Here is a 22,501-nt window from a genome sequence, read left to right as displayed (position 1 = left end):
TCCTCAGCGATCCGAGCCATCGCATCGTCTTTCACTTCACCCCCAAGCACGCCTCGTGGCTCAATCAGATCGAGATGTGGTTCTCGATCCTGGCGCGCAAAGTCCTGCGCCGTGGCAACTTCACCTCCATCGACGACCTTCAGAAACGCATCAGCGATTTCATCGACTTCTTCAATCGCACGTTGGCCAAACCCTTCCGCTGGACCTATGAGGGAAAGCCGCTCGCAGCATGAATGATTAAACAGTCTCGGGATTTCCACTCTGTTGCACTAGGAGGGGAGCTGGAGCACTTCGACCGGGTTGATGCGCCAGTCCTTCGGTGATTCGGCATTGAGGATGCGCTCTTCCGAGCCTTTGCCGAGACGCGACAGATCCACATCCTGGACCTTGATGTAGCTGCGGCGGTTGGCGTCCATGACGACGCGCACCACGGGGTGGAAGAGCCCCTTGCGGCCAGTCTCGACGACGACTCCAAGCCGGCCGCTGCGCAATCGCACCAGGGTGCCTAGCGGGTAGATGCCGACACAACGGATGAACTGCTGGACCAGCTCCGGGTTGAAGTGATAGGCGCTCCATTCCAGCAGCTTGCGCAGCGCCTCGTGCGGCTCCAGCGCCTTGTTGTAGACCCGGTCCGAGGTGATGGCGTCATAGACATCGACGATGCCCGCCATCTGCCCGTAGCGCGTGATTTCGCTACCCTTCCTCTGGCGCGGATAGCCGCTGCCGTCCATGCGCTCGTGGTGCTCGGCGATGATCGCGAGTGCGATCTTGGGGACGTCAGGCATCTGGGAGGCAATCCGAAAGCCGTCGGCGACGTGCTGGCGCATTCTGCCGAATTCCTCCTCCGTGAGCTGACCGGGCTTGTTGAGAATGGAGGCGGGCAGAAAGGCCTTGCCGATATCGTGCAGCAGTCCGCCCATGGCAAGGCCGCGGATGCTGTCGCGGTCGAGTCCGAGCGTTTGTCCAAAGGCCACGAGGAGGCTGGAGACGTTGACCCCGTGCTCGAGCTGATAGCGCCCGAGCCGGCGAACGCGGGAGAATCCCATGAGGGCGTCGGGGTTGCGCAAGACCGAGGCGACCATGTCGTCGACCAGCGGGTCGAGATGCTCCAAGCTGACAGGGCGATTGTGCCGGATGTCCTCGCTCAGGCTGTTGAGGAGTCCCAATGCCTCGTTGTGGATGCGCCGCGCGTGGATGCGCTCCTCCGCGAGCGAGGTCTCATGCTGCTCGGGCTTGTCTTTCTCGGCGGCGACCTGGACCAGGTCCTGCTCGAGCGCCTCTTCCACCTCCATCTCGGTCGGCGCCTGGGAGACGTCGAGCCCCTTGTCCGTGTCGATGTAGAGCTCGTGGATGCCCAGCTCGCGGATCCTGACGAGATTGGCCTCGGCCTTGAGCATGAACCGGTTGCGCAGAAAGCCATGCTCCATCCACCCGCAGTTGAGGTCGTGGATGAACATGCCGATCTGAAGCTCATCGATGGTGATCTTCTTGATCATGTCGCCGGATCCTCTCGGTGGCCTGCCGGCGTGGCGCGCTGATGGCGTGGGCTCATTGCGCCCATCCCAGCATCTCGCTGGCGTGGTCGCGGGTCTTGGCGGTGATCTCGGTGCCGCCGAGCATGCGGGCGATTTCATCGACCCGTGCGTGGTCGTCGAGCGGCTCGATGCGGGTGTAGGTCTGGCCGTCGATGGCCTCCTTGCGCACGCGCAGCTGCTGGTGGGCTTGCGCCGCGACCTGGGGCAGGTGGGTGACGCAGAGCACCTGGCGCGACTCGCCGAGGCGGCGCAGCAGGCGGCCGACGATCTCGGCGACCCCGCCGCCGATGCCGACGTCGACCTCGTCGAAGACGAGCGTGGGCACGCTGCCGCACTCCGAGGTCGCGACCTGGATCGCGAGACTGATGCGCGAGAGCTCGCCGCCGGACGCCACCTTGGCCAAGGGCTGCACGGGCTGGCCGGGGTTGGCGCTGACCAGGAACTCGATCCGCTCCAGCCCGCTCGCGCCGATGCGGTCTTGCGCGAGCGGCTCGATCTGAATGCTGAAGCGCCCGCCGGCCATGCCGAGTTGCTGCATGGCCTCGGTCACCGTCTCCGCGAGGCGCTCGGCGGCGGCCTGACGATCTCGCGTCAGGTGTTCGGCCTGCCCCACGAAGACCTGCCAGGCCGCCGCGCGGCGCTCGCGCAGGTCGTCGAGGGCGATATCGGCCTGCTCCAGGGTCTGCAGCTCGGCTTGGCGTTGTGCGAGCAGCTCCGGCAGCTGAACTGGAAAGACGCGGTGCTTCCTGGCCAGGTCATGAACCTGCGCGACGCGTGCCTCGACATCCTGGAGCGCGGAGGGATCCAGTTCGAGTCCGTCGAGGTAGTGGCGCAGCCCCGTGGCGGCCTCGCCGATATGGATCGCGGCGGTCTCGAGCAGATCCCGGCTCTCGGCCAGTCCGGGATCGATTGCCGCCATCTCTTCGAGATCGCTGGTGGCGATCCTGAGCTGGTCGGCGATGGACGGCTCGCCCTCCGAGAGCAGCTGCACCGCACGCCCCGCGGTCTCCTGCAAGCGGCCGAGGTGACTGAGGCGGCGCTGTTCCTGATCGAGCTGCTCGATGTCGTCGGTACTCATTCCGAGTGCGCCCAGCTCCTGGACCTGGAAGCGCAGCAGATCCAAGCGGGCCGCCCGGTCCTGGCTGGCGCTCTCCAGCTCACTGAGGCGCTGATCCAGGGTGCGATAGGCGCGGAAGGCGGCGGCGGTGGACGCGGCCCGATCCACATGCCCGCCATAGGCGTCGAGGAGGTCGCGCTGCGCATTGGCACGCAGCAGGGACTGATGGGCATGCTGGCCGTGGATGTCGACCAAGAGGTCGCCGAGGTCACGCAGCTGGGCGCCAGAGGCGGTGCGGCCGTTGATGAAGGCGCGCGAGCGCCCCTCGCGCACGATGAGGCGGCGGATGACGCAGAGGTCATCGTCGTCAAGCCCCTGTCCGACCAGCCAGTCGCGCGCGGCCGGAGCCGCCCCGACATCGATCTCGCAGAGGATTTCGGCGCGTTCCGCGCCACTGCGGATGAGGGACATGTCTGCCTTGTCGCCGAGCACGAGGCCCAGGGCGTCGATGAGGATGGACTTGCCCGCGCCCGTCTCGCCGGTCAGGGCGGTCATGCCGGGGCGGCAATCCAGCTCGAGTTGACTGACGATGGCCAGATCCCTGACCTGCAGCTGTGTCAGCATGACTTGGCTCGCAATGATGTGGCTCGCATCGAGTGGTGACCACCCCAGTGCAGTTTGGCACGCAGGATTTCGTAGTGGTCGTGTCCTTTGGGGTGCAGCAACCGGACCCGGTCCGGATGGCGGGCGATGCGCACGTGTTCGTCGGCCGCGAGGCGGATGTCGGTCTGCCCATCGCAGGTGATCTGGACGTGAACGTAGTCCTGACCGCGCACGCGCACCTCGATCTGGCGATCGCCGGGCACGACCAATGGCCGATTGCTCAAATCATGCGGGCAGATGGGTACGAGCAGGATGGCATCCAAGGCGGGGTCGACCAGCGGACCTCCGCCGGAGAGGGCGTAGGCCGTGGAGCCGGTCGGTGTCGCGACAATGAGTCCATCGGACCGCTGGGCGTTGACGAAGACGCCATCGATATAGGTTTCGAACTCGATCATGCGCGCCGTGTTCCATTTGTGGATGGCCACGTCGTTGAGGGCCGCGTGGCTCTGACCGACACCCTGCTCGCCGACGATGTGCGCGCTCAGCATGGAGCGCGTGTCCGAGATCAGCGTGCCCGCCAGGATCTGATCGACCGCGGACTCGATGTCCTCGGGCGAGACGTCCACCAGAAAGCCGAGCCGACCGAGATTGATGCCCATGAGCGGGACGCCGAAGGAGGCCATGTTGCGTGCCGCATGCAGCAGGGTGCCGTCGCCTCCCACCACGATGATGAGGTCGCAACGCTCGCCGATGCGCTCGATCGGCTCTCCCACGCCGATGGCCGCGTCCAGGAGGTGCGCGCTTTCGGCATCCAGGAGGACGTCGATCTGGCGGGCACGCAGATGGGCGCTGAGCTGCTGCAGGGTGCCGCGCACGCGTTCAGGGTCACCTTGCTTGGCGATGATGCCGACGGTCGAAAAAGGCGGCATGGAGTCTTCTTGCTATGAAATGAGGCCGACGGCGTTAACGCCCGAACGTTAGCATGGGCGTTCAGGCGCGCCAATACCAAGCCCGCGATCGGGCGTGACCAGAGGTGATGCGCGCACCCCGCCCGAGCCTCCGCCTTGACAGCCCTGGGTAGAATCCCTAAATTCATGTGTTAGCACTCTATGTTGGTGAGTGCTAACATAGGCGGACGTGGCGTTAACCTGAGCCTTTGACCCGATTGGGCCTTTGATCCTATAACCACTGTGGGCACGAACAAAAAGAAAGCGGCGAGTGACTCCCTGCATGCCGGCACCCTCGCCAGCGAGCGGGCACTGCATTTCCTGAAGGCCCTGGTGGAGCGCTATATCAAGGAGGGGCAGCCGGTCGGCTCCCGAACCCTGGCCAAGGATACCGGGCTCGACCTGAGTCCGGCGACCGTGCGCAACGTCATGGCGGATCTCGAGGATCTGGGGCTCATCGTCTCGCCGCACACCTCGGCGGGACGTGTCCCGACGGCGGCCGGATACCGCGTGTTCGTCGACTCGCTGCTCACGGTGCGACCGCCGTCGGATCGCGACATCGATTCCCTGCGCACGCGCTTCGATGTGTGCATGGATCCCAAGTCGCTGATCGAGACGGCGTCCAATCTATTGTCCGGCATCACGCACCTGGCGGGCGTCGTGATGATGCCGCGTCATGAGCGCCACGTCTTTCGCCAGATCGAGCTGCTACCCTTGTCGGACAAGCGGGTGCTGGCCATCCTGGTGACCAGCCAGGGCGAGGTCCACAACCGGATCGTCACCACCGACCGGAATTTCACCCCGTCGCAGCTCGAACAGGCCGCCAACTACCTGACGCAGATCTTCAGCGGTCAGGGGATCGACGAGGTGCGCAAGCGCCTGCTCGACGATCTCAAGCGGACGCATGCCCACATGGACCAGGTCATGATGCAGGCGCTCGCCATCGCCCAGGGCATGGTCGAGACCGCCGAGGCCAAGGACGACTGCTTCATCGCCGGGCAGACCAATCTCATGGAGTTCGGCGAGCTGGCAAGCATGGACAGGCTCAAGCAACTCTTCGAGGCCTTCAATCAGAAGCGCGAGATTCTGCACATCCTCGACCGCTGCATTGCGGCGGACGGCGTGCAGATCTTCATCGGAGAGGAGTCCGGCTACGACTTGCTCGGCGACTGCAGCGTGGTGACGACCACCTATCGGGTCGAGGACCGGGTGGTCGGCGTGCTGGGTGTCATCGGTCCGACGCGCATGGATTATCAGCGCATCATCCCGATCGTCGATGTCACCGGGCGGCTGCTGGCCGCCGCGTTGAGGCAATAGGCATCGGACAGATTCCCACTGGCCCGGCGGCGGTGCGTCCATCCGCGGCGTCGTGGCCGGTCCAATCGAAACGAACCGGAGGTTATTGATGAGCATGGATCCACAAAACGTGGAGCCCACGGAGCAGGAAGCCCCTTCATCAGAAGATGCGGCCATGCGTGCCGCCGTGGACGCCTATCTGGAGGCAAACGCGGCGGAGAAGGGGGCTGCGCAGACGGACGTGGAAGGCACCCCGGCTGATGCCGGCGAGATGCGGGAGTCGCCAGAGGCGCTGCGCGCGGCGCTCGAGGCGGCGCGCTCCGAGGCGGATGAGCAGCGCGGCCAGGTGCTGCGGGTGCGAGCCGATCTCGAGAACATCAAGCGACGCCATGCCGCCGAGCTGGAGAAGGCGCACAAGTTCGCGCTCGACGGCTTCGTGCGCGAGCTGCTGCAGGTGCGCGACAGCCTAGAGCTCGGACACGGCGCGGCGCTTGAGCAGGGTGCCGATGTGGAGAAGCTGCGCGAGGGCACCGAGCTGACGCTCAAGCTCCTCGGCAACGTGATGGACAAGTTCGGCGTCGCCGTGGTGGACCCCATGGAGCAGCCGTTCGATCCGGAGTTCCATCAGGCGATGTCCATGCAGCCGCGCGGCGACGTGCCCCCGAATACGGTGGTCGCCGTCATTCAGAAGGGTTACACGCTCAACGGGCGTTTGGTGCGGCCGGCCCTGGTCATGGTGTCTCAGCAGGGCACCTGAGAACAGGCTTGAACGGCTCGGGGTTTTCCCCCAACTGATCGGATAACTTGGCGCCGCTGCGCCAAAAAAAGCTATTTCGGAGAAGCATCCATGGGAAAAATCATCGGCATCGATCTCGGCACCACCAACTCCTGCGTGGCCGTGATGGAAGGCGACAATGTGAAGGTCATCGAGAACGCGGAGGGTGATCGCACCACCCCCTCGATCATCGCCTACACGGGCGATGGCGAGGTACTGGTCGGCCAGTCCGCCAAACGTCAGGCTGTCACCAATCCGTCCAACACCTTGTTCGCGATCAAGCGACTCATCGGTCGTCGTTTCGAGGACCAAGTCGTCGGCAAGGACAAGGACATGGTCCCCTACAAGATCGTCAAGGCGGACAATGGCGACGCCTGGGTCGAGGTCAACGGCAAGAAGATGGCCCCACCGGAGATCTCGGCCAAGGTCCTTCAGAAGATGAAGAAGACCGCCGAGGACTATCTGGGCACCACGGTCACCGAGGCCGTCATCACCGTCCCGGCCTACTTCAACGATTCTCAACGCCAGGCGACCAAGGACGCCGGGCGCATCGCCGGGCTCGAGGTCAAGCGCATCATCAACGAGCCGACCGCGGCCGCGCTCGCCTACGGCATGGACAAGAAGCGCGGCGATCAGAAGATCGCCGTCTACGACCTCGGTGGCGGCACCTTCGACGTCTCCATCATCGAGATCGCCGAGATCGAGGGCGAGCACCAGTTCGAGGTGCTGTCGACCAACGGCGACACCTTCCTGGGTGGCGAAGACTTCGACATGCGGATCATCGACCACCTGGTCGAGACCTTCAAGAAGGAGCAGGGCTTCGACCTGCGCAACGATCCGCTGGCCCTGCAGCGCCTCAAGGAGGGCGCCGAGAAGGCCAAGATCGAGCTCTCATCGAGCCAGCAGACGGATATCAATCTGCCCTACATCACGGCCGATCAGACCGGCCCGAAGCACCTCAATGTCAAGCTGACCCGCTCCAAGCTGGAGTCGCTGGTCGAGGAGCTGATCGAGCGCACCATGGAGCCCTGCCGCGTCGCCCTCAAGGATGCCGGGCTCACCGCGGGTGAGATCAACGAGGTTATCCTGGTCGGCGGTCAGACCCGCATGCCCAAGGTGCAGGAGAAGGTCGAGAAGTTCTTCGGCAAGGCCCCGCGCAAGGACGTCAACCCGGACGAGGCGGTCGCCATCGGCGCCTCCATCCAAGGCGGCGTGCTCGGCGGCGAGGTCAAGGACGTGCTGCTGCTCGACGTCACGCCGCTCTCGCTCGGCATCGAGACCCTGGGCGGTGTCATGACCAAGCTGATCGAGAAGAACACCACCATCCCGACCTCGGCCCAGCAGGTGTTCTCGACGGCTGACGACAACCAGACCGCCGTGACCGTACACGTCCTTCAGGGTGAGCGCGAGCGCGCGGCCAGCAACAAGTCGCTCGGCCGCTTCGATCTGAGCGACATCCCGCCGGCGCCGCGCGGCGTGCCGCAGGTCGAGGTCAAGTTCGACATCGACGCCAACGGCATCCTGAACGTCTCCGCGAAAGATAAGGCGACCGGCAAGGAGCAGTCGATCATCATCAAGGCGTCCTCCGGTCTGTCGGACCAGGAGATCGCACAGATGGTGAAGGATGCCGAGGCCCACGCGGAAGACGACCGTCACTTCCATGAACTGGTCGCCGCGCGCAACCAGGCCGACAGCATGATCCACGCGACCCGCAAGTCGATGGACCAGTTGGGCGAAAAGATGGAGAGCGGCGAGAAAGAGTCCATCGAATCCGCCGTCAAGGCGCTCGAGGAGGCGATGAAGGGTGAGGACAAGGACAAGATCGAGTCCTTGACCAAGAGTCTCGGCGAGATTTCTGGCAAGATGGCCGAGCGCCTCTACGCCAATGCCGGGGGCGAGGCCGGTGCGGCGTCCGCCGATCAGGGTGAGCCCCAGGGCGGGCAAGGCCGGGCGGGCGGCGACGATGTCGTCGACGCGGAGTTCGAAGAAGTCAAAGACGACAAGAAATAAGGTGATGGGCTAGCCGCAGGGAATCCTGTCGCGGCAACGAAAGCGTACTGGCGCGCATCGCGCCTGTGCGCTTTCTATTTTAGTTGGGGCCGGACGAGCTCGGTGGCTGGAGGCTGGAAGTAGAACACATGGCAAAGCGCGACTATTACGAAGTTCTGGGGGTTCAACGCAACGCGAGCGAAGGCGATATCAAGAAAGCCTTCCGGCGTTTGGCGATGAAGCATCACCCCGACCGCAACACGGGTGACGCCGAGGCCGAGACCAAGTTCAAGGAAGCCAAGCTCGCATACGACGTGCTGAGCGATCCCAAGAAGCGCTCGGCCTACGATCAATTCGGGCATGCCGGTGTGGAGGCGGGCGCGGGAGGTTTCGGCGGCTTCGGTAGCGGCGACTTCTCGGGGGCGGGCTCCTTCTCGGATGTCTTCGGCGACGTCTTCGGCGACATCTTTGGCGGCCGTGCCGGCGGGCGGCGCACCCAGCGCGGCGTGGATCTGCGCTACGACCTCTCGCTGACGCTGGAAGAAGCGGTTGCGGGCAAAGAGGTCAAGATCCGCATCCCGACCCAGGTGGAGTGCCAGTTCTGCGGTGGCACGGGCGCCAAGCCAGGCACCAAGCCCAAGCAGTGTACGACCTGTGGCGGCATGGGGCAGGTGCGCATGCAGCAGGGCTTTTTCTCGATTCAGCAGACGTGCCCGGAGTGCCGTGGCTCCGGCAACGTGATCGAGGAGGCCTGTAGCCATTGTCGCGGGCGTGGCCGTATCCAGGAGGAGAAGACCCTCTCGGTCAAGGTTCCGGCCGGTGTCGACACGGGCGACCGCATCCGGCTCGCGGGCGAGGGTGAGCGGGGTGAGCAGGGCGGACCGCCGGGCGATCTCTACGTCCAGGTCCAGGTGATGGATCACCCGATCTTCACCCGCGAGGACAGCAACCTCTACTGCCAGGTGCCGATCAGCTTCGTGACGGCGGCCCTCGGCGGCGAGCTGGAGGTGCCGACGCTCGACGGCAAGGTGATGCTCAAGATCCCTGCCGGGACTCAGACGGGCAAGATGTTCCGCGTGCGCAACAAGGGCGTGAAGCCCGTTCGCGGTGGTGTGGTCGGCGACCTCATCTGTCGCGTGACGCTGGAGACACCGGTGAATCTCACCGACAAACAGAAGGCGCTGCTGAACGAGTTCGAGTCGAGCGTCCAGGAGGGTGGCTCGCGCCACAATCCGCAGTCCCATTCCTGGCTGGATGGCGTCAAGAGCTTCTTCGAAAAGATGGGGCTTTGAGGGTCGTCCCTCGCAATAGCCCGCAGGCGCTCCCCGGAGCGTAGGCACCATCAAGGTTTTCTAGGACACCACGCATGACCGATATCCGAATTGCAATAGCCGGCGCGGGTGGGCGCATGGGGCGCACCCTGGTGCAGGCCGTGACGGAGTCCGAGGGGCTGCGGCTGGGCGCCGCAACCGAGCGGGCTGGAAGTTCCTTGATCGGTACCGATGCCGGCGAACTGGCCGGGGTCGGCGAGCTTGGCGTTGCGTTGGTCGCCAATTTGGCCGATGTCATACCGCATTTCGATGTGCTCATCGACTTCACCGCCCCGGCGGCGACCCTGGCCAATCTGGAGCTGTGCCGATCGGCGGGGAAGCGGATGGTGATCGGCACCACTGGGCTGGACGCGACGCAGCGCGCCGTGATCGCCGCGGCCGGCGAGGAGATCGGCATCGTCTTTGCCCCAAATATGAGCGTCGGCGTCAACCTCTGCTTCAAGCTCCTGGACATCGCCGCCCGCGTGCTGGGCGACGAGGTCGACATCGAGATCATCGAGGCGCACCACCGCCACAAGGTCGACGCGCCCTCGGGCACCGCCTTGCGCATGGGCGAGGTGATCGCCGACGCGCTGGGGAGAGACCTGAAAGAGGTCGCCGTCTACGGACGGGAAGGGCACACGGGTGCGCGCGAGCGCCAGACCATCGGGTTCGAGACCATCCGGGCTGGCGATGTCGTCGGCGAGCACAGTGTCTGGTTTGCCGCGGAAGGCGAGCGGGTCGAGATCGCCCACAAGGCATCGAGCCGCATGACCTTCGCGCGGGGCGCGGCGCGCGCCGCGCGCTGGATCGCCGAGCGGGACAGCGGTCAGTTCGACATGCAGGACGTCTTGGGACTCACGGCGTACTGAGGTTCCGTTTGCCTCGGCGCGGCTAGTCCTGGCAGGAATAGCCGTGCGCGATGAGTCCTTCCTCCAAGTGGTCCGAGACCATGGGGTGCGACAGCAGATAGCCAGCCGCGTTGAGTGAATAATCGCCGATGGCATCGTCCACGGCGGTTTCCCACTCCTCGAGACTGTAGTCGCCGCGCCCGACCCACATGAGCGCGACGAGTTCGGCGCGCTGGCGCTCGCTCATCTCGCCGATGGCGCGCGTCAACTCCTGCAGGCTGTAGTCTTCGCTATGATCCGCCAGGACCTGGAGCGCCCAGTCCTCGGTGGGACTGGCCGGCGAGTCCGGCAGCACCACCTCCTCCTTGGCCTGGAACTCGCGGGCCTTGTCGATGATGTAGCACATGGAATCGAGCGGGATGTGAAGCATCATCTTCGATTTCCTCCCCTTTTGCGGCTGCCCTGGGATCACCGCGGAGTGCGGCTTCTGCCGGGGTACCCTCTGTCTGTCCAGTCTACTCCTTTCACCCGTTCCTTCAGGGTGGGGCTCGGTCACATTTTCGCCTGGCCGAGATCACGGGGCAGGGCACGGCGTTCGAGCCTGCCTCCGCAGTCCAAGGCGCTGAACTCTCAGCGCCGACGCCTGAGGGCGACCGTGAAATCGTCCGGGAGATAGTCGTCCGTGATTGCTATCTCGGCCTCCAGATGCGCGGTCCAGGCGCGCACCTCCTCCGGCAAGCACAGGTTGTAGCTGTGCGGTGCGTCGCGTCCCTGGAGCAGATTGAACACGAAGCCCTCGGTGCAGGCCATGAAGCAGCGCTCGATGAAGGTTCGCGTCTCCTCCCGGGTCAGGGTGTTCATGGCACCACTGCAGACGTAGTAGTCCGCCGGGGGCAGTGGATCGTGAAGGACATCGAGGAGGAGGATCTCAGCGTCGCTGTGCAGCCGGGCCGCCTCCACCATGGGCTCCACCACGTCGAGGCCGAGATAGCGTCCGGGACGCTCCCCGCGGGTCTCGAGAAAACGGTGGAAATCCCCGAGTCCGCAGCCCGCGTCGACGAGGCTCAGGGTCGAGAGATCCTCTGGCAGACACCGCCGCAGGGCCTCGAAGCGTGCGAATTGGCTGTCGGTGGAGTGCCACTGCACGCCCTTGGCGGTGTGGCCGTATTGCTCAAGTGAGTAACGGTAGAAGCGATCGGTATCGACTCTGGGCATGGCGGATGGCGTGATCGGGCAGGTGATCTTGGAGATAGGCTGCGTCAGTACGACGCAGAGACCCCGCCATCATAATGGAAATCGCATCGCCTTTCTCTGATGGCAAGCTGGTCTCTGGCCCATCTCTGCCCTCCGGCGCGCGGCATCCACAGGGATGCCTCAGGCGATGTCCGGAAATGACCGTACCCAAATAGACCCGGATCGGTAGGATGGGCAAAGTCCGCGCTCCGGGCTCGAGCCCAACCTCGACGCCAGACGGACGTGCCCATCTTGCACGACGCTGAGCTGGGATGATGGGCACGCCCCGCGACCCTCGGCGCTCCGAAAGACACGCATCACCAGGGCTTTGCCCATCCTACGCGATCGGGACTGCGGATCTGTTGTTTCCCGGAAATCGCCTCAGTCGTCGCTGCCCATGATGCCAAGCAACTGCAGCAGGCTGATGAAGATGTTGAAGATGCTCAGGTAGATCCCGTAGGTCGCCATGATGTAGTTGGTCTCTTCGCCGCGCGCGATCCGGCTGGTATCGAAGAGGATGAAGCCGCTCATCAAGAGAATGATGGCCGACGAGATGGCCAATGCGAGCGCCGGCATCTGCAGGAAGAGGTTGGCGATGACGGCGATCATGACGACCATCATGCCGGCGAAGATGAAACCGCCCATGAAGCTGAAGTCACGCTTGCTGGTCAGCGCATAGCCGGACAGCCCGAGGAAGATCGTCGCCGTGCCGCCGAAGGCGAGACCGACCGTCTGCGGACCATTGGGCAGGGCCAGATACTGACTGAGAATGGCGCCGAGGCCGAATCCGAGCAGTCCCGTGATGAGGAAGATGACGCCGATGCCGGAGGCGGAGTTGGCCGTTCTCGGCAGCACGAAGATGCCGAGCACCATGGCGACGATGACCGAGGCGAGGTAGGTCCAGGATGGCACGGCAAGCGCAATCGACAGCAGGGCCGTCAAGGCACTGAAGCCCAAGGTTGCTGCCAGCAAGAGATAGGTATTCTTGAGGACCTTGTTGGCCGTGATGGCCGCTTGGCCATCGCGGAGTACGGCGATCTGGGGATGAGTCATTGGTCGTGAATCCTCTTGAACGGTGATCTTGAACGGCGATCTTGAACGGTGATGGAGGTCAGGGACCGGCTTCGCCGCGCGCCGCGACATCCAGCGCGCGTGCGCGATCGGCTCAGGCCAGCTCGAACTCCGCCGGATCCAGCCCAAGCTCCATCGCCAGCTTGCGCGCGACGCGTTTCTCACTGTCATCGACCTGGGCGTCCGCGGCCGCGATGGCCAGGATCAGACGCAGGATGAGCCGCGCGGCGGCCTCGTTGCCCTTGATCTTGCGCACCGCCTCGTAGGCTTTCGCCTCGCCCAGGTCGCGATCGAATTCGATCTGGCTCAGGGTGCTCTGGAAGGACGCGATCACCTCCTCGGGCGGAAAGACCGAGAGCGGCTCGTAATGTTCGATGAACCGCAGCATCTTCTGCTTCTCATCGGCCGCGATGACCCCGTCGGCCATGGCGATCAGCACGGACCCGCTCACGGCGGCGTGCATGAAGTCCTTGTTCTTGAATTTGAGCGCCTCGTTCTTCAGGTCGGACGCCTTCTGTTTGAGCTGACTGACGATGTCTTGGAAACTCATGTGTACCCTTCGAGCCTGTTGGTGATGGATGGAGCGGATACCCCGAACGTCCTCCTCCAACGCTCGGAGGAGGCGACAGGGATCACAGCTGGGGAAGGATCTGCGGCAGCAATTGCTCGAAGGTCCGTCCCTGGCCGTTCTCGCCGATGGCGTGCAGCTTCCACTCATCCTGGTGGCGATAGACCTTGGCCATGATCATGGCGGTCTGCGGCCCCTGGCAGCTCAGGTCATAGCGTGCGATCTCCTGGTGATCGACGCCGTTGACGAGGCGGCAATAGGCGTTCGCCACCTTCGAGAAGTCCTGCCCCGTGTAATTGCTGACTGTGAACACCAGGCTCTTCACGCTCGCGGGCAGGACCGTCAGATCGACGCGAATCTGCTCGTCGTCGCCCGCGCCCTCGCCGGTCCGGTTGTCCCCGGAGTGCTGGACGCTGCCATCGCGGCTCTGGAGCTGGCGGAACCACACCACATCGAGCAGTTGGGACTGCTCGTCGAACAGCAGGCAGGCGGCATCGAGATCGATGTCCTGTCCGCCTCCGCCGAAGAGTCCGCCCAGTCCGCCCTTGGCCTTCACAGCGTCCCAGCCCAGCCCCATCACCAGGTGGGTCAAGGTGGTGCCGGCTTCCTTTGCGAGCGAGATCTTCTGACCTTTCTGTAAACTGATCGCCATCTGTCCTGTCCTCAGTGCCGCGGGTGGTTGATGGTTAGCCGAGATGCACGCCATGCGAAGCGGCCAGCGCCTGCAGACCGCCGCCAAAGCCCTGTCCGACCGCCTTGAACTTCCATTCCGCCCCGTGGCGGTAGATCTCCCCGAACACCATGGCCGTTTCGATCGAGTAGTCCTCGGACAGATCGAAGCGCGCCAGCTCGGTCTCGGACTCCTCGTTGAGCACCCGCATGAAGGCGTTGCGGACCATGCCGAAATTCTGTCGACGGCTCTCGGCCTCGTGGATGGTCACGGCGAAGACGATGCGCTGCACATTCGGGTCGACCGTCGGCAGATGGATCGACACCGTTTCGTCGTCACCGGCCCCGGCGCCCGTGAGGTTGTCGCCGGAATGGACCACGGCCCCATCGGGCGAGGTCTTCTGGTTGTAGAAGACGAAATGCGCGTCCGACAGCGCCTGACCGTCCTCGCCGGCCAGGAAGACACTGGTGTCGAGGTCGAACGCGGCGCCGTCGGTGGTGCGGGCATCCCATCCCAGGCCGATGCGCGCCTTGCTCAGCCCCGGATCGGTTTTGGTGAGACTGACGTTACCGCCTTTTTGCAAACTGATCGCCATGTCAGGCGTTCTCCTCAAGTGATGATGACGCGCTCCGGGCCGCGGAGCCCCTGGGGCCGACCACGCGGTCGGCATGGTTCAGCGGCATGGAGCATGGACAGGGGGCAGTGTATGCCTGGGCGTTTGACAATATAATTCGAATGTTTCTTATCATTTGTTCGATCTAATCGAAGTGAGCGGTCGATGCGAGGCAGCAGCTACAACCATCTCTACTACTTCTGGACGGTGGCGCGGGAGGGTGGCGTGGCGCGTGCCGCGGAGGCGCTGCATCTCACGCCCCAAACCATCAGCAGCCAGCTCAAGATCCTTGAGGACAGTCTCGGCGTGGCGCTGTTCGAGCGCTCCGGGCGCAAGCTCGTCCTGACCGACGCCGGGCGTCTGGCCTTGAGCTTTGCCGACGAGATCTTTCGGCTTGGAACCGAGATGAGCGAGGCCTTGAAGGGGCGTCCGAGCGGTCGCCCGCTGCAGCTCTCGGTCGGGGTGCTCGACGTGGTGCCGAAGCTCGTGGCCTACCGGCTCCTGGAGCCGGCGCTGCATCTGGATGAGCCGGTGCGCATCCTCTGCCGCGAGGGCAAGCTCGAGAGCCTGCTGGCCGATCTCGCCCTGCACAAGCTCGACATGGTGCTGGCGGACACGCCGCTGGGGGGCGCGGTCAGCCTGCGCGCCTTCAACCATCCGCTCGGGGAGTGCGGCCTCACCTTCTTCGCGGCCCAACCGCTCGCCGCGCGTTACCGTCCTGGCTTCCCGCACTCCCTGCATGAGGCCCCGATACTGCTCCCCGCCGAGGGCAGCGCCCTGCGCGGCGCCCTCATGCACTGGCTCGACCGGCTCGGGCTTCGCCCCCGGATCGTCGGCGAGTTCGAGGACCAGGCCCTGATGCAGGCCTTCGGCCAGTCTGGCGTGGGTGTCTTCATGGCGCCGAGCGTGATCGAGGCCGAGATCGCCAAACAGCACGGCGTGGAGGCCATCGGCGCCACCACCGATGTCCGTGAGCGCTATTACGTGATCTCCACCGAGCGGCGCCTGCGTCATCCCGGCGTCGTGGCGGTGAGCCAGGCGGCGCGCTCCGAGCTGTTCGCGGCCACATGATCGAACAGGCTGCGTGAGGAGAAGGGCGAAGGAGCGCGGGGCGAGCACGAGATTTCCAGGAACGCGCGGGGCCAAGGCCAATCCATCGTTTGACGCCTCGGATTGATCCGGTGACACTTGAGGCCAGGCTCTGTCCCCTTGGGTGCGCGAGACATACCGCTTGGGACAGATCGCCTCGATGATTCTTTCGGTGCCGCGCGGTCGCGGTTTCGGCGTCGGGTAGAATGCGAAGCGGCTCCACCCCGTCCGCTCAACGGTCGCATGGGTCCGACCTGATCTCGGAAGGTGTCTGAAAACAGCGCGTCCCGGACGCATCGGCTTGATCCGTCATCAGCGCGTGGAGGCCCATGGCTCTCAGGTTCATTGCATTGCTGCTGGTCTGCCAGCTCGCCGGTGAGGCATTCGTCCTCTGGACCGGTCTGCCCGTGCCAGGTCCTGTCCTCGGCATGGCGCTGCTCTTCGCCGGCCTCATGCTGCGTGGCGGTGTGCCCGAGGGTCTGGGTCGCGTCGTCGACACGCTGCTCGCCCATTTGTCGCTACTCTTCGTGCCCGCCGGCGTGGGCGTCATGCTCCACATCGCCATGCTGCGCGAAGAATGGCTCGCGGTGACCGCCGCCCTGGTGCTCAGCACACTGCTGACGCTTGTGGTCACCGGGCTGGTCATGACCGGACTGATTCGCTGGCTCGACAGCCGGCAGATCGGCGATTGAGCGATGGAGTCCGACCGCGCCCTGGGTGATATCTGGGTCTATCTCTCGACCAGCCCGCTGCTGCACCTGACGCTGACCGTGCTCGCCTACCTGGCCGCCGACTGGCTGTTCCAACGCAGCGGGCGCAAGGCACTGCTCAACCCGGTCCTGCTCGCCATCCTGATGCTCGTCACGCTCCTGACCCTGACCGGCACCCGCTACGAGACCTACTTCGCGGGCGCGCAGTTCGTCCACTTCATGCTCGGACCCGCGACCGTCGCCTTGGCGATCCCGCTCTACCGGCACCTGGACCTGATCCGCCGCCTCTGGCTCCCCATCCTGGTGTCGATCGTCACGGGCGCCACCGTCTCCGCGACCAGCGCCGTGCTCATCGCCCAATGGCTTGGCGCCTCGCGCCAGACGCTGATCTCCCTGGCGCCCAAATCGGTCACGGCGCCCGTCGCCATGGGCATCACCGAGAAGGTCGGCGGTCTGCCGTCGCTGACGGCCGCGCTGGTCGTGCTGACCGGGGTTCTCGGTGCCGTCATCGGTCCGGCCGTGCTGGCGCTCGTGCGCGTGCGTGACGATCGCGCGCGCGGCTTGGCGCTGGGCGTGACCTCCCACGGCATCGGCACCGCCAGAGCCTTTCAGATCAGCAGCCTCACCGGGGCCTTCTCGGCACTGGCCATGGGGCTGATGGCGCTGGCCTCGGCCTTCGTGCTGCCCGCCGTCCTGCGCTGGGTCTTCGGCGGCTGAACCCGCTACGCCGATCTGGCACCCTGCCTGAGCGGGAGGCATATGCGGGCGTTTTCCGCGATGCCGCTGACCCGAGGTGCTCGCCGCTTGTGCAATGATGCGCTGACCCTATTGGCTTTGGCTGTTCCGATGAGGTTGATTGTCTTGGGCGTGTTGTCACGCCAGTCCGCGCGGGTCTTGGGCTACTTCGACCTCACCCAGGTCCAGCACCGTTCTCAGCCGCGCCAATGTTCTCAGCTCTTCTGTTGATTGGATGTCAGGATAATCTGGATTCGCCGCTCGGAGCAGGTACTGGCCACTCGCAGCCTTGGTTACACGTCGGAGCAAATACTGGTCGTCCCCGCTGGCATCCTGGCGTTCGATCACGATGAGACTGCCATTGATGGATCCGGCCCGGCTGGAGTCGATCAATTCCAGCAGCAGATAGTCTCCGTCGCGGATCGGGTTCTTACCGCCATTCATGGAGTCGCCGACGGCTCGGGCGACGAAGTGCCTTGTTGGATCGAGCCGACCGTTGCCCGCGCCAATCCGGCAGGTCGTCGCGAGATCGGTGCGACCGCTGCGGAAGTGGCCGCAGGCGATGCGCAGGTTTGGGAAGTAGGGCAGCTCGATGCTCCCATCGTCTTTCGCTGGGGGCTGGCGGAAGGGCAGGATGTCGGCGCCTTGCTCGGTCTGCTCTGCCGGCGGGGTTGGTGCTGATTCAGCGAGGCGCGGCTCGTAGGCGGCAAGTCGGTAGTCGACCAGCTCTTGGACCATCGCTTGGAAGGTCGCCATCTCAGTGTCACTCACCTGGAAGGTCGGGCGGAAATTGCCATCGCGCAGTTCGAACCATCGTGTGACGCCGTTCTTCTTATTGCCGCCGATCCAGGCGTTGATGGGATTGCCCTTCCAGTAGCTCAGCCACTTTCGGGGATCGATCGAGTCGATCTGTTGGAGATCCTGCCGAATGTCTGGAATGAAGCGGCGGCGACGCCGAAAGACACCCAGTGCTTGGGTCGCCAGTTCCTCGATTCGGAGCGGTCGGCGGAAGCCGTCGTTATCCAAGAGGGATTCCAGTAGGACCGCCTTGAAACTCTTCGTCATGTTGGACGTCTCGACCTCGCGCAAGAACGCTTCATGTTTGGCGAGACACTCCGTTTCCTCTGATGTCAGATCCCCCTGGTCACGCACCAAGGCCCACCATTGGCCGTGCTGGCAGCGCAGGTCTGGGAGGTTGGCATCGCTGCGATAAAACTCGCTCAGGGTCGGGCGTCGGCCCAATGAGTCCCGCAGCGCCTGATAGTGTGCGGCTGGCCCTCGACCCTGGAGACGGATCAGGAACTCGATCACAGCCAGGTCATAGTTGGCGAAACAGCCTGCGGGCAGCTTCAGCTCCCCATCGCGCGCGCGGCGCCCGAAGGCGGCAAGCTCGCGATAGCTGCTGCCGACCTCGAACAGGGCCTGGGGTTTGTTCAGAAAGCCTCGGTGATTGCCGATGAAGTCGAGCACGACCAGATGCTCCTTAGCTGGGTGGCGGCGCAGTCCGCGTCCGAGCTGCTGAAGAAAGAGCACCTTGGATTCGGTCGGGCGCAGCATCAGGACTGTGTCGATCACGGGCAGGTCGACACCCTCATTGAAGAGGTCGACCGAGAAGATGACCTGCAGATCGCCGCGCTCCAGCTGCTCCAGGGCGGCGCTGCGGTCGAGCGCAGAACCCTGGTAGACGGCCGCGGCGCGAATTCCCTCGGCCTGGAAGCGCCCCGCCATGAAGTCGGCATGTCGGCGCGAGACGCAAAAGGCCAGCGTGCGTGTCTGGCCCTTTTCGCTCCAGTGGCGCAAGGCGTGGCGGGCGCGGCCGAGGGTCGCGAGCTTGTTCGACAAGGCTTCGGGATCGAAGCGGCCGTTGCGCCAGGGTATCTCCTGATAGTCGACCGTCTCGTCATAGATGCCGTAGTAGTGAAAGGGACTCAGCAGGCCGAGATCGACCCCATCGAACAGATGCCGGCTAAAGACCAGGTTGTCGTCGCACAGGCTGAGGATGTCGGATTGGTCGGTGCGCTCGGGGGTGGCGGTGAGTCCGAGCAGGAAGCGTGGGCGAAAGTGCTGGAGTAAGCGACGATAGGTGGGTGCGGCGGCATGGTGGAATTCGTCGACTATGACATAGTCGAAATGGGTTGGCTCGAAACGCTCCAGATGTCGCGTCTGGCCGAGCGTTTGCAATGAGGCGAACAGCAGATCCACGTCATCGTTTTTCTGCGCACCCGCGTAGCGTCCGATGCGCGCGCTTGGTCGCACCTGCTGAAAGCTGTCCTCCGCCTGTAACAGGATCTCCTCGCGATGCGCGACGAAGAGGACGCGCCTGGCGGCCATTCGCTGGCTGTCGAAGGCGGCGAGATAGGTTTTGCCCAAGCCGGTTGCCATGACCACCAGCCCGCGTCGGTAGCCCGCCGCGCGGGTCTCATGCAAGGCGCTGAGTGCGGCCGCTTGCACGCTCGTCGGCTGCGGCGGCTCCTCGGGCTCGTCGCCGTCGGGTACGACGGGGAGACGCTGAACGATCTGGCGGCGTTGCTCATAGGCGTCGATCCAGTCGTGGTCGAGCGGACGGACGCGCGGGTGGTCGAGAAGGCTCTGGTACTCCGCGCAAATCTCGTCGAAGCGCGCCCGCGTCGGGTCGTCTGGGTCATTGGACTGATCGATGCGGACGTTCCATTCGAGGCCATCGGTCAAGGCGGTGCGGCTGATGTTGCTGGAGCCAACGAAGGCGGTTCCCCACAGCGTCTCGCCCGCGTCACAGTGCACGCAGATGTACGCCTTGAGATGGAAGCTCTGTCCGCTCGACTCGAATAAGCGGACATCGGCGCCGCGCTCGGACAACAGCATGAGCCGGCGTAACGCCTGCGGGTCGGTGACGTCGAGATAGTCGCTGGTCAGTACCCGCAGCCGAGCGGCACGTGTGTCGACCGCATCCACGAGCGTGGGGTAGAGCAGGGCGAGTCCGCTGGTCTTGATGAATGAGACCGCGAGGTCGATCGTGTTCGCGCGACGGATGGCGTCCAGCAGGCGCGGGAGAAACGGATCGCGCGCCCCGCCTGTCGTCAGATACTGACCCATGGCTCAATCGGCCTTGCGCAGCAGGGCGTTCAGCCAGCGCTCGGCTTCGCGGCCGGGGCGCAGATCGCCCGTGGTCCAGGTTTTCAAGACTTTCAGATTCGGCACGGCTTCGAGCAGTTCGGCGAGAGTCGACTCGTCCAGGTCGGTGAACCGGCGTCCCTTGTGCTCGCGCTCGCCGCGACCGTATTTGAAGGAGACATAGAGCGCGCCCGCGGGTCTAAGGGCATCCGAGAGGCGAGAGAGGGCGTCTGTTAGCTCGGCATGGGGGACATGCAGCAGGCTGGCGCAGGCCCAGATGCCATCGAAGTGGTCTTTCCAGCGCACGTCCTGAAAGCGCAGGAGTTGGACCGGGGCGTCGAGATGGCGCGCGGCGGCCTCGACCATCGCGGGGGAGGCATCGAAGGCGCTCACGCGGTAGCCCAGGTCGCGGAAGGCGCGTGCGTCGCGTCCGGAGCCGCAGCCTGCGTCGAGGATCGGACCTCCGGCTGGAATCAGCGGCAGGAAGCGCTCATACAAAGGGGTCATGTCGACCCCAAGCGTCTCTTCAACGAACTGAGGAGCATGCCGATCGTAGTATGCGGTGGTGTCTTTCATAGGGGCAGATTCTACCGGCTTGAGACATGACTTGGCCGGATGATCGCGTTTTCAGGAGCGGTCGAGGATCCCGTCCGGATCGCGCAAGGCTGGTGGGGGCCGTCGGCGGGATTATGCCGAGATGGAGGGCAGGTGCGCCGTATCCGTCCGATGGTCTTGACACCATCCCAATCCCTGAAGGGATTGGGATGGCTGATTGCGCTAGTACCCGAAAGACGAGGGAATGTTTCTTGGCTCCGGTTTCGGTCTAGACGCTGCGATGTATTTGGCGTCTTTTCTTGAAATCGCGTTGGAGATCTCAGGGCTGCTTTGGTAGGACTGATGGTTTTTGAGGCGCGGATCGTTCTCAGCTACAGCCACATATTCAGTTCGATACTCAATGATTCGCTCGGGTCTGGTTGGTCTATATTCAACTGCGGGCTCAGATCTTCTTGAAACTTTTCCAGAAAAATATTCGTCTTTCTCCAAGACTGCAAAAACTCTTTCTGGGGTTAAGTCATACATGGCGCCAGAGCCTGCGTCTACAGCCATCCCGATGATTCCACCTACAAGGATGTTTCCGGCTAGGCCAGCTGTCCCACCACTACTGACGTGAGGTGTCAGAATGGCCGAATGATCTTTGTATCCATCTTTGCTAATTTTGACCGTCAATGGTGCGTTACGCGCGGCCTTGACGCTCATTGGTGTGACGCCTCCCATCCCATTGGATGCTTGCACCACGGCGCCTTGTGGCGAGCTATCGATAGCGATGTCTTGCGTTGTTCCTCTTGTGATCGTTCCGCATCCAGATGTCATTGTGATGATTGTCAGCAATGCAAAGGCGGTGTGGGCTCTTTTGTGACACGAATTAGCGATAGTTTCTATCATTACGATTCCCTGTGAGTATTGATCTAACTACGATCGCCAACAGGAAGGTACACAAGAAATTGGCGCAATAAGTTGACCCTTGTCACATGGCGGAAAATCAGCTGTCGCATTGCTGAGTGCTTGTGGATTCTTGCGAGGATATACGCTCTTTTCTGCGCGCATTATTCCATTTGTCTGCACCCGCGATGAGCGCGAGGGGTGCCCTGGCGGCTCAGTGCGGATTGTCAAAGTCCTGTGGGACGAGCAATTCAGCGGTGATCGTCAATTGGCCTTCAAGGATGTCGAGCGCGAGCCCCGTCTGCTGTCGCTGCTCGGTTGGAGCGATGCTCAGGCCATGCGCTGGCTGGACTGGATGGCCTACAAGGGACTGGTGCAGATCGACCGCTATACCGGCGACGCGGTGCTGCTGCGCCTGCGGGAGACCGGGAAGGTTGTGGACGCGCTTTATAGCGAATTGGTTTGATCAGGAAAGATGACGGTGACTGCCGTGGGTCGGGTTAGCGCAGCGTAGCCCGACATTCCGGGGCTCAATGTCGGGTTACGGCGGGCTCTCCCGGATCTCCTGGGGTTGTGATATGGCTCTCCCGGATCTCCTGGGGTTGTGATATCTTATAAAACAGTGGCTTGAGAGCCAGTTTCCGTCAAAACCCAATTCGAACGCTGTTGATTATGATGCTTGACAAAGAGACCATCCGGGTGCTGTTGAACCTACCCGATATCGCCATTGATCGGATTGTGGTGGAAGGGGCCAGAACGCTCAAGATCTTTGTTCATAGCATCCTGGAAGGCACGCACTGTCACCGTTGCGGAAAGCCCATTGATCATCCTTACGGGTTGAGTCAAGAGATAACGCTGCGCCATGTGTCCTTGGGTGAATACACCATTTTGATTGTCTTGCGCCCCAAGCGCTACCAAT

The 22,501-nt window shown here is 63.7% G+C and carries 22 protein-coding genes and 1 pseudogene; 11 read left to right on the top strand and 12 right to left on the bottom strand.

The window, feature by feature from the left end; all coding sequences use genetic code 11:
- A partial coding sequence (locus tag CKO23_RS19675) for a transposase (RefSeq protein WP_200333851.1) occupies nucleotides 1–233 on the top strand: 233 nt, incomplete at its 5' end.
- 36 nt (nucleotides 234–269) lie between these two features.
- Here the strand turns inward: CKO23_RS19675 and CKO23_RS19670 are convergent.
- From CKO23_RS19670 to CKO23_RS19660, 3 genes are read right to left on the bottom strand one after another with little or no spacing between them, the layout of a single operon-like run.
- Entirely contained in the window at nucleotides 270–1,496 is a 1,227-nt protein-coding gene (locus CKO23_RS19670) for an HD-GYP domain-containing protein (RefSeq protein ID WP_200333849.1), read from the bottom strand.
- Nucleotides 1,497–1,548: 52 nt separating this feature from the next.
- Nucleotides 1,549–3,216, bottom strand: coding sequence for a DNA repair protein RecN (recN, locus tag CKO23_RS19665; RefSeq protein ID WP_200333842.1), 1,668 nt, complete (start codon nucleotides 3,214–3,216; stop codon nucleotides 1,549–1,551).
- Nucleotides 3,210–4,124 (bottom strand): NAD(+) kinase, encoded by a 915-nt coding sequence (locus tag CKO23_RS19660; RefSeq protein WP_200333840.1) that lies wholly within the window; start codon nucleotides 4,122–4,124, stop codon nucleotides 3,210–3,212. Before CKO23_RS19660 ends, recN begins: the two co-directional genes overlap by 7 nt.
- Nucleotides 4,125–4,385: 261 nt before the next feature.
- Here CKO23_RS19660 and hrcA point away from each other — a divergent pair, with 261 nt between their 5' ends.
- The 5 genes from hrcA to dapB all read left to right on the top strand — a co-directional run bounded on the left by hrcA (nucleotide 4,386) and on the right by dapB (nucleotide 10,384).
- Nucleotides 4,386–5,459: a heat-inducible transcriptional repressor HrcA gene (hrcA, locus tag CKO23_RS19655; RefSeq protein WP_200333838.1), complete on the top strand. Its 1,074-nt coding sequence runs from the start codon at nucleotides 4,386–4,388 to the stop codon at nucleotides 5,457–5,459.
- A gap of 88 nt (nucleotides 5,460–5,547) precedes the next feature.
- Nucleotides 5,548–6,195 carry a nucleotide exchange factor GrpE gene (gene grpE, locus CKO23_RS19650; RefSeq protein WP_200333836.1) on the top strand — a complete coding sequence of 216 codons (648 nt, stop codon included), beginning with the start codon at nucleotides 5,548–5,550 and terminating at the stop codon, nucleotides 6,193–6,195.
- A 90-nt stretch (nucleotides 6,196–6,285) separates the two neighbouring features.
- Nucleotides 6,286–8,223, top strand: a complete 1,938-nt coding sequence (dnaK, locus tag CKO23_RS19645) for a molecular chaperone DnaK (protein WP_200333834.1) — start codon at nucleotides 6,286–6,288, stop codon at nucleotides 8,221–8,223.
- Between the two features lie 128 nt (nucleotides 8,224–8,351).
- Entirely contained in the window at nucleotides 8,352–9,494 is a 1,143-nt protein-coding gene (gene dnaJ / locus CKO23_RS19640; RefSeq protein ID WP_200333827.1) for a molecular chaperone DnaJ, read from the top strand.
- 74 nt (nucleotides 9,495–9,568) lie between these two features.
- Nucleotides 9,569–10,384 carry a 4-hydroxy-tetrahydrodipicolinate reductase gene (gene dapB / locus CKO23_RS19635; RefSeq protein ID WP_200333825.1) on the top strand — a complete coding sequence of 272 codons (816 nt, stop codon included), beginning with the start codon at nucleotides 9,569–9,571 and terminating at the stop codon, nucleotides 10,382–10,384.
- 22 nt (nucleotides 10,385–10,406) lie between these two features.
- Here dapB and CKO23_RS19630 read toward each other — a convergent pair whose 3' ends face one another.
- The 6 genes from CKO23_RS19630 to CKO23_RS19605 all read right to left on the bottom strand — a co-directional run bounded on the left by CKO23_RS19630 (nucleotide 10,407) and on the right by CKO23_RS19605 (nucleotide 14,500).
- Nucleotides 10,407–10,793, bottom strand: a complete 387-nt coding sequence (locus CKO23_RS19630; RefSeq protein WP_200333852.1) for a DUF3775 domain-containing protein — start codon at nucleotides 10,791–10,793, stop codon at nucleotides 10,407–10,409.
- A gap of 200 nt (nucleotides 10,794–10,993) precedes the next feature.
- On the bottom strand, nucleotides 10,994–11,578 hold the full coding sequence (locus CKO23_RS19625) for a class I SAM-dependent methyltransferase (RefSeq protein ID WP_200333823.1): 585 nt from the start codon (nucleotides 11,576–11,578) through the stop codon (nucleotides 10,994–10,996).
- A gap of 399 nt (nucleotides 11,579–11,977) precedes the next feature.
- On the bottom strand, nucleotides 11,978–12,649 hold the full coding sequence (locus CKO23_RS19620) for a Bax inhibitor-1/YccA family protein (RefSeq protein WP_200333821.1): 672 nt from the start codon (nucleotides 12,647–12,649) through the stop codon (nucleotides 11,978–11,980).
- A gap of 112 nt (nucleotides 12,650–12,761) precedes the next feature.
- Nucleotides 12,762–13,217, bottom strand: a complete 456-nt coding sequence (locus tag CKO23_RS19615) for a tellurite resistance TerB family protein (RefSeq protein ID WP_200333819.1) — start codon at nucleotides 13,215–13,217, stop codon at nucleotides 12,762–12,764.
- Nucleotides 13,218–13,299: 82 nt separating this feature from the next.
- Entirely contained in the window at nucleotides 13,300–13,887 is a 588-nt protein-coding gene (locus tag CKO23_RS19610) for a TerD family protein (RefSeq protein WP_200333817.1), read from the bottom strand.
- 34 nt (nucleotides 13,888–13,921) lie between these two features.
- Entirely contained in the window at nucleotides 13,922–14,500 is a 579-nt protein-coding gene (locus tag CKO23_RS19605) for a TerD family protein (protein WP_200333815.1), read from the bottom strand.
- Between the two features lie 183 nt (nucleotides 14,501–14,683).
- Here CKO23_RS19605 and nhaR point away from each other — a divergent pair, with 183 nt between their 5' ends.
- From nhaR to CKO23_RS19590, 3 genes are all read left to right on the top strand, one after another.
- Nucleotides 14,684–15,589, top strand: coding sequence for a transcriptional activator NhaR (nhaR, locus tag CKO23_RS19600; protein ID WP_200333813.1), 906 nt, complete (start codon nucleotides 14,684–14,686; stop codon nucleotides 15,587–15,589).
- A 347-nt stretch (nucleotides 15,590–15,936) separates the two neighbouring features.
- A complete protein-coding gene (locus tag CKO23_RS19595; RefSeq protein ID WP_200333811.1) occupies nucleotides 15,937–16,299 on the top strand; it encodes a CidA/LrgA family protein in 363 nt (120 codons plus the stop codon).
- 3 nt (nucleotides 16,300–16,302) lie between these two features.
- Nucleotides 16,303–17,034, top strand: a complete 732-nt coding sequence (locus CKO23_RS19590) for an LrgB family protein (protein WP_200333802.1) — start codon at nucleotides 16,303–16,305, stop codon at nucleotides 17,032–17,034.
- Nucleotides 17,035–17,190: 156 nt separating this feature from the next.
- On the opposite strand, the gene CKO23_RS19585 is transcribed toward CKO23_RS19590, so the two are convergent.
- The 3 genes from CKO23_RS19585 to CKO23_RS19575 form a co-directional block, all read right to left on the bottom strand.
- The gene (locus tag CKO23_RS19585) at nucleotides 17,191–20,124 is read right to left on the bottom strand and encodes a DEAD/DEAH box helicase family protein (protein ID WP_200333800.1); all 2,934 of its coding nucleotides are present in this window, start codon (nucleotides 20,122–20,124) and stop codon (nucleotides 17,191–17,193) included.
- Nucleotides 20,125–20,127: 3 nt separating this feature from the next.
- The gene (locus CKO23_RS19580; protein WP_242482584.1) at nucleotides 20,128–20,649 is read right to left on the bottom strand and encodes a class I SAM-dependent methyltransferase; all 522 of its coding nucleotides are present in this window, start codon (nucleotides 20,647–20,649) and stop codon (nucleotides 20,128–20,130) included.
- Nucleotides 20,650–20,919: 270 nt separating this feature from the next.
- A complete protein-coding gene (locus tag CKO23_RS19575) occupies nucleotides 20,920–21,585 on the bottom strand; it encodes a PEGA domain-containing protein (RefSeq protein WP_200333796.1) in 666 nt (221 codons plus the stop codon).
- Nucleotides 21,586–21,799: 214 nt separating this feature from the next.
- Here CKO23_RS19575 and CKO23_RS19570 point away from each other — a divergent pair, with 214 nt between their 5' ends.
- Nucleotides 21,800–22,048 (top strand): hypothetical protein, encoded by a 249-nt coding sequence (locus CKO23_RS19570; protein ID WP_200333794.1) that lies wholly within the window; start codon nucleotides 21,800–21,802, stop codon nucleotides 22,046–22,048.
- Between the two features lie 209 nt (nucleotides 22,049–22,257).
- Nucleotides 22,258–22,501, top strand: a pseudogene (locus CKO23_RS19565) (hypothetical protein); the annotation flags it as partial.

The sequence above is a fragment of the Thiocystis violacea genome (assembly GCF_016583565.1).
GTDB lineage: Bacteria > Pseudomonadota > Gammaproteobacteria > Chromatiales > Chromatiaceae > Thiorhodococcus > Thiorhodococcus violaceus_A.
This window is presented reverse-complemented; position numbering and strand designations above follow the sequence as displayed.

What these genes read in the sequence shown, in the direction of transcription:
- CKO23_RS19580 (WP_242482584.1), bottom strand. Translation starts at nt 20,649, where the DNA reads ATGACCCCTTTGTATGAGCGCTTCCTGCCGCTGATTCCAGCCGGAGGT.
- CKO23_RS19590 (WP_200333802.1), top strand. Translation starts at nt 16,303, where the DNA reads ATGGAGTCCGACCGCGCCCTGGGTGATATCTGGGTCTATCTCTCGACC.
- CKO23_RS19625 (WP_200333823.1), bottom strand. Translation starts at nt 11,578, where the DNA reads ATGCCCAGAGTCGATACCGATCGCTTCTACCGTTACTCACTTGAGCAA.
- dnaK (WP_200333834.1), top strand. Translation starts at nt 6,286, where the DNA reads ATGGGAAAAATCATCGGCATCGATCTCGGCACCACCAACTCCTGCGTG.
- CKO23_RS19575 (WP_200333796.1), bottom strand. Translation starts at nt 21,585, where the DNA reads ATGATAGAAACTATCGCTAATTCGTGTCACAAAAGAGCCCACACCGCC.
- CKO23_RS19585 (WP_200333800.1), bottom strand. Translation starts at nt 20,124, where the DNA reads ATGGGTCAGTATCTGACGACAGGCGGGGCGCGCGATCCGTTTCTCCCG.
- recN (WP_200333842.1), bottom strand. Translation starts at nt 3,216, where the DNA reads ATGCTGACACAGCTGCAGGTCAGGGATCTGGCCATCGTCAGTCAACTC.
- CKO23_RS19610 (WP_200333817.1), bottom strand. Translation starts at nt 13,887, where the DNA reads ATGGCGATCAGTTTACAGAAAGGTCAGAAGATCTCGCTCGCAAAGGAA.
- CKO23_RS19620 (WP_200333821.1), bottom strand. Translation starts at nt 12,649, where the DNA reads ATGACTCATCCCCAGATCGCCGTACTCCGCGATGGCCAAGCGGCCATC.
- CKO23_RS19630 (WP_200333852.1), bottom strand. Translation starts at nt 10,793, where the DNA reads ATGCTTCACATCCCGCTCGATTCCATGTGCTACATCATCGACAAGGCC.
- grpE (WP_200333836.1), top strand. Translation starts at nt 5,548, where the DNA reads ATGAGCATGGATCCACAAAACGTGGAGCCCACGGAGCAGGAAGCCCCT.
- CKO23_RS19670 (WP_200333849.1), bottom strand. Translation starts at nt 1,496, where the DNA reads ATGATCAAGAAGATCACCATCGATGAGCTTCAGATCGGCATGTTCATC.
- nhaR (WP_200333813.1), top strand. Translation starts at nt 14,684, where the DNA reads ATGCGAGGCAGCAGCTACAACCATCTCTACTACTTCTGGACGGTGGCG.
- dnaJ (WP_200333827.1), top strand. Translation starts at nt 8,352, where the DNA reads ATGGCAAAGCGCGACTATTACGAAGTTCTGGGGGTTCAACGCAACGCG.
- dapB (WP_200333825.1), top strand. Translation starts at nt 9,569, where the DNA reads ATGACCGATATCCGAATTGCAATAGCCGGCGCGGGTGGGCGCATGGGG.
- CKO23_RS19660 (WP_200333840.1), bottom strand. Translation starts at nt 4,124, where the DNA reads ATGCCGCCTTTTTCGACCGTCGGCATCATCGCCAAGCAAGGTGACCCT.
- CKO23_RS19605 (WP_200333815.1), bottom strand. Translation starts at nt 14,500, where the DNA reads ATGGCGATCAGTTTGCAAAAAGGCGGTAACGTCAGTCTCACCAAAACC.
- CKO23_RS19615 (WP_200333819.1), bottom strand. Translation starts at nt 13,217, where the DNA reads ATGAGTTTCCAAGACATCGTCAGTCAGCTCAAACAGAAGGCGTCCGAC.
- CKO23_RS19595 (WP_200333811.1), top strand. Translation starts at nt 15,937, where the DNA reads ATGGCTCTCAGGTTCATTGCATTGCTGCTGGTCTGCCAGCTCGCCGGT.